Consider the following 4,714-nt stretch of genomic DNA (forward strand, 5'->3'; position numbering starts at 1 on the left):
CTGTGGGAGTTCACCGACCCCGATCTCGGCTACACCTATGGGCAGCCGACCATCCTGAAGACCCGCGCCTATGGCTGGGTCGTCGTCATCGGCTCGGGCTACAACAACAGCGATGGCAAAGGCTATATCTTCATCCTCAACGCCCGTACCGGCGAGCGGATCTTGAAACTGGACACGGGGGCCGGCGAGCCGACCGCACCGGCGGGCTTGGCGCACGTCCAGGGCTTCGTGCTGGACCTGACCGACGGCACGGCCGACTCGCTGTATGCCGGCGACCTGCTGGGCAATGTCTGGCGTGTGGACGTCACAGCCACCGACGGCAACTATCCCGCGCCGCTGCATCTGGCCCAGTTGAAAGATTCGAACGACAAGGCACTGCCAATCACGTCACGCGTCACGCCGATGGTTCAGCCGGGTACGAACCGGCGCTTCGTGACCGTCGGCACGGGCCGCCTGCTGCATGCCAATGACATCAGCAGCTCGCAGGGCCAAACCCTGTTCGCCATCATTGACGGTACGGCAGCGCGCTTCGGGCAAGCCACGACCCTCCCGCCCGGCATCAGTTATCCGATCGTGCGCAGCAAGCTGAAACAACTGAGCGATCTGCAAACCGGGATTGTGCTCAATCTCTCAACCCAGATCGGTTGGTACATTGATCTCGGCGCGATCGGCGCCGGGCCGGGCTGGCGCGTGATCGACGACCCGATCGCGTTTTACGGCATCGTTGCCTTCACCAGCATCGCGCCGACCTCGAGCGATGTATGCAAACCCGGCGGCAACTCGCGCGTCTACGCCATCGATCTGGGTACTGGCGTGTCGGCGCTGCCGAGCAAGCAGGCCTATTTGGACTTTGCGGGCTTGGTGCCCAACATCGATTGGTACAGCTACAAAGGCAACCCTTACGTCGTTCCAACGGTCTGCGACGCTGACGGTTGCAAGTCACAGCCGGTGAAGATCAATCCCGCCTCGGGCCTTGGCGTGCGCCGCCTCAACTGGCGTGAAATACCGCAGACCAACTGACCCTCGACGCAGCAGAGCCACTCTCGGGTGCCCGCCAACAAGAAAGCCACCCGAGGGTGGCTTTCTTCATGGCCGGCGAACCGGCCAAACGCCCGCATCAGCGCGGCAAATCACTCCCGCCCATCAAGAACTCATCCACCGCGCGCGCCGCTTGGCGGCCTTCACGGATCGCCCACACCACCAAGGACTGACCGCGCCGCATATCGCCGGCGGCGAAAACCTTGGCAACATTGGTCTGGTAGCCGCCCGTGAATTCGGTCGTCGCCTTGGCATTGCCGCGCGCGTCCTTGGCGACACCAAAGGCATCCAGCACCGCCGCGACAGGTGCTACAAAACCCATCGCCAGGAAGACCAGATCGGCCTTCAAAATCTGCTCGGAGCCGGCCACTTCCACTGGTCTGCCGCCCTGCCATTCGACTCGCACGGTTTTCACGCCGGTCAGCTTGCCTTTCTCACCGAGGAACTCCTTGGTCGAGATCGCGAACTCGCGCTCGCAGCCTTCTTCGTGGCTGCTGGAGGTGCGCAGCTTCAGCGGCCAATAAGGCCAGGTCATCGGCCGGTCCTCTTCTGCAGGCGGCTGCGGCATCACCTCGAACTGGGTCACGCTCTTGGCGCCGTGGCGGTTGCTCGTTCCCACGCAATCGCTGCCGGTGTCGCCACCGCCGATGACAACCACATGCTTGCCGTCGGCACGCAGTTGGCCCTTCAGCTTGTCACCCGCATTGACCTTGTTCTGCTGCGGCAGGAACTCCATCGCGAAATGGATGCCGCTCAGCTCACGGCCCGGCATCGGCAGATCGCGCGAACTCTCGGCGCCGCCGGTCAGCAGTACGGCGTCGAATTGCGCCTTCAGCTCGTCCGGGCTGATGCTCTCTTTGGCCCAGTTGGTGACCTTGCTTTCCGGTCCTTGGGCCGGCAGCGTGCCGACCAGCACGCCGGTGCGGAAGACCACGCCCTCGGCCTCCATCTGCGCGACGCGGCGGTCGATATGGCTCTTCTCCATCTTGAAGTCGGGGATGCCATATCGCAGCAGGCCGCCGACGCGGTCGTTCTTCTCGAACAGCGTCACGCTATGGCCGGCCCGCGCCAGCTGCTGGGCCGCCGCCATGCCGGCCGGGCCGGAGCCGACGATGGCGACCGTTTTGCCGGTCTTGTGCTTTGGCAGCACCGGCTTGACCCAGCCCTCGGCCCAGGCGCGGTCGATGATGGCATGCTCGATCGACTTGATGCCGACCGCGTCGTCGTTGACGTTCAGCGTGCAGGCGGCCTCGCAAGGTGCGGGGCAGATGCGGCCGGTGAACTCGGGGAAGTTGTTGGTGCTGTGCAGCACGGTGATGGCATTGGCCCAGTCGCCTTGATAGACCAGGTCGTTGAAGTCCGGAATGATGTTGTTGACCGGGCAGCCGCTGTTGCAGAACGGCGTGCCGCAGTCCATGCAGCGCGCGCTTTGCAGCTTGGCCTGATCGGCGTTCAGGCCGATGACGAATTCCTTGTAGTTCTTGACCCGCGCGCTGATGGGCTCGTAGCCCTCTTCCAGACGCTCGATTTCCATGAAGCCGGTGTATTTTCCCATGACTCTCTCTCCCCCTTATGCCTTGACCGGCTTGCTGACCGGCGACTTGGCTTGTTCAATGGTTTCGACGGCCTGTTTGGCGGCGTGCATTTCGCCCAGCGCGCGGCGGTATTCGTGCGGGAACACCTTGACGAACTTGGCGCGCGACACGGCCCAGTGGTCGAGCAGATCGCGGGCGCGCTGGCTGCCGGTCCAGCGATGGTGGTCTTCCAGCATCTTCTTCAGGATCGCTTCGTCGGTCTGCGGCGCTGCATTTGCCAAACCAGCCAAGTGATGCCAGATCGCACGGTCGACCGTGGCTTCTTGCTCGGCTGCGGGCAAGAGCTTGTCCAAAGCAACCATGGACGGGTTGCAGCGCTTGGCAAACAAGCCGTCCTCGTCATAGACGTAGGCGATGCCGCCGCTCATGCCGGCGTCGAAGTTACGGCCGGTCTTGCCCAAGACCACGACGGTGCCGCCCGTCATGTATTCACAACCATGGTCGCCGGTGCCTTCGACCACCGCCGAGGCGCCCGACAGCCGCACCGCAAAGCGCTCGCCGGCCACACCGCGGAAGAAGGCCTCACCGCGGGTGGCGCCGTACAAAACGGTGTTGCCGACGATGATGTTCTGGGTCGCGTCGCCACGGAAATCGATGCTGGGGCGCACCACGATGCGGCCACCCGAAAGGCCCTTGCCGGTGTAGTCGTTCGCGTCACCGATCAAGTAGAAGGTAATGCCCTGCGCCAGGAAAGCGCCGTAGCTCTGGCCGCCGGTGCCCTCCATCTGGATAAAGATGGTTTGGTCCGGCAGGCCCTCGGGGCGGCGGCGAATCAGCTCGCCCGACAGCATCGCGCCGACGGTGCGACGCACATTCGTCACCTCCTGCATGAACTGAACCTTCTCGCCCTTCTCGAAAGCGGGCAAGCATTTCTCGATCAGCTTGACGTCGAGTGCGCGCTCCAGGCCATGTTCTTGCACATCGTTGTGGATGCGCGCCACATCGGCCGGCAAGACCGGGCGATGGAAGACGCGGGAGAAGTCCAGCCCCTTGGCCTTCCAGTGCGAGATGCCTTTTTTGGTGTCGAGCAGGTCGCTGCGGCCGATCAACTCGTCGAACTTGCGCATGCCCAGTTGGGCCATGATCTGACGCGCTTCTTCAGCGATGAAGAAGAAGAAATTGACCACATGCTCGGGCCGGCCGGTGAACTTGGCACGCAAGACCGGATCCTGCGTCGCCACGCCGACCGGGCAGGTATTCAGATGGCATTTGCGCATCATGATGCAGCCCTCGGCGACCAGCGGCGCGGTGGCGAAACCGAACTCATCGGCACCCAAGAGTGCGCCGACGACAACGTCACGGCCGGTCTTCATCTGGCCGTCGGCCTGCACGCGCACGCGGCCGCGCAGACGGTTCAGCACCAGGGTCTGCTGGGTCTCGGCCAGGCCCAGCTCCCAGGGCGTGCCGGCATGCTTGATCGACGACCAGGGCGAGGCGCCGGTGCCGCCGTCATGGCCGGCGATGACGACGTGGTCGGCCTTGCACTTGGCCACGCCCGCGGCAATGGTGCCGACGCCGACTTCACTGACCAGCTTGACACTGACCGACGCACGTGGGTTGGCGTTCTTCAAGTCGTGGATCAACTGCGCCAGGTCTTCGATCGAATAGATGTCGTGGTGCGGCGGCGGGCTGATGAGGCCGACGCCTGGCACCGAGTAGCGCAACATGCCGATGTACTCGCTGACCTTGCCGCCCGGCAACTGGCCGCCCTCGCCCGGCTTGGCGCCCTGGGCCATCTTGATCTGCAGCTGGTCGGCACTCACCAGGTACTCCGTGGTCACGCCGAAGCGGCCCGAGGCCACCTGCTTGATCTTGCTGCGCAGGCTGTCGCCGGCCTTGAGCGCGTAGTCGGCTGCGATCACGTTGGCACCGATGACGTCGCTGATCCTGGTGCCGTCGGTGATGGCAATGCCCTTCAACTCGTTGCGGTACCGCGCCGGATCTTCGCCGCCCTCGCCCGTATTGCTCTTGCCGCCGATGCGGTTCATGGCCACGGCCAGGGTGGTGTGGGCCTCCGTGCTGATCGAGCCGAGCGACATCGCGCCAGTGGCAAAGCGCTTGACGATTTCGCTGGCCGGCTC

Annotated in this window: 3 protein-coding genes; 1 reads left to right on the forward strand and 2 read right to left on the reverse strand. The window is 64.2% G+C overall.

Features of this window, described 5'->3' with window-relative positions; all coding sequences use genetic code 11:
- The coding region (locus tag RMO57_RS05720) for a pilus assembly protein (protein WP_310385030.1) at positions 1–1,020 on the forward strand (1,020 nt) is incomplete at its 5' end.
- A 97-nt stretch (positions 1,021–1,117) separates the two neighbouring features.
- Here RMO57_RS05720 and RMO57_RS05725 read toward each other — a convergent pair.
- Together RMO57_RS05725 and RMO57_RS05730 are read right to left on the reverse strand one after the other, a co-directional pair.
- Positions 1,118–2,593, reverse strand: a complete 1,476-nt coding sequence (locus RMO57_RS05725) for a glutamate synthase subunit beta (RefSeq protein ID WP_310385032.1) — start codon at positions 2,591–2,593, stop codon at positions 1,118–1,120.
- Positions 2,594–2,608: 15 nt separating this feature from the next.
- A partial coding sequence (locus tag RMO57_RS05730; protein ID WP_310385034.1) for a glutamate synthase-related protein occupies positions 2,609–4,714 on the reverse strand: 2,106 nt, incomplete at its 5' end.

The organism is Roseateles sp. (genome assembly GCF_031397715.1).
In the GTDB taxonomy this organism is placed as follows: Bacteria; Pseudomonadota; Gammaproteobacteria; order Burkholderiales; family Burkholderiaceae_C; genus Paucibacter_A.

Coding starts and splice junctions, on each gene's coding strand:
- RMO57_RS05725 (WP_310385032.1), bottom strand. CDS start 2,593: ATGGGAAAATACACCGGCTTCATGGAAATCGAGCGTCTGGAAGAGGGC.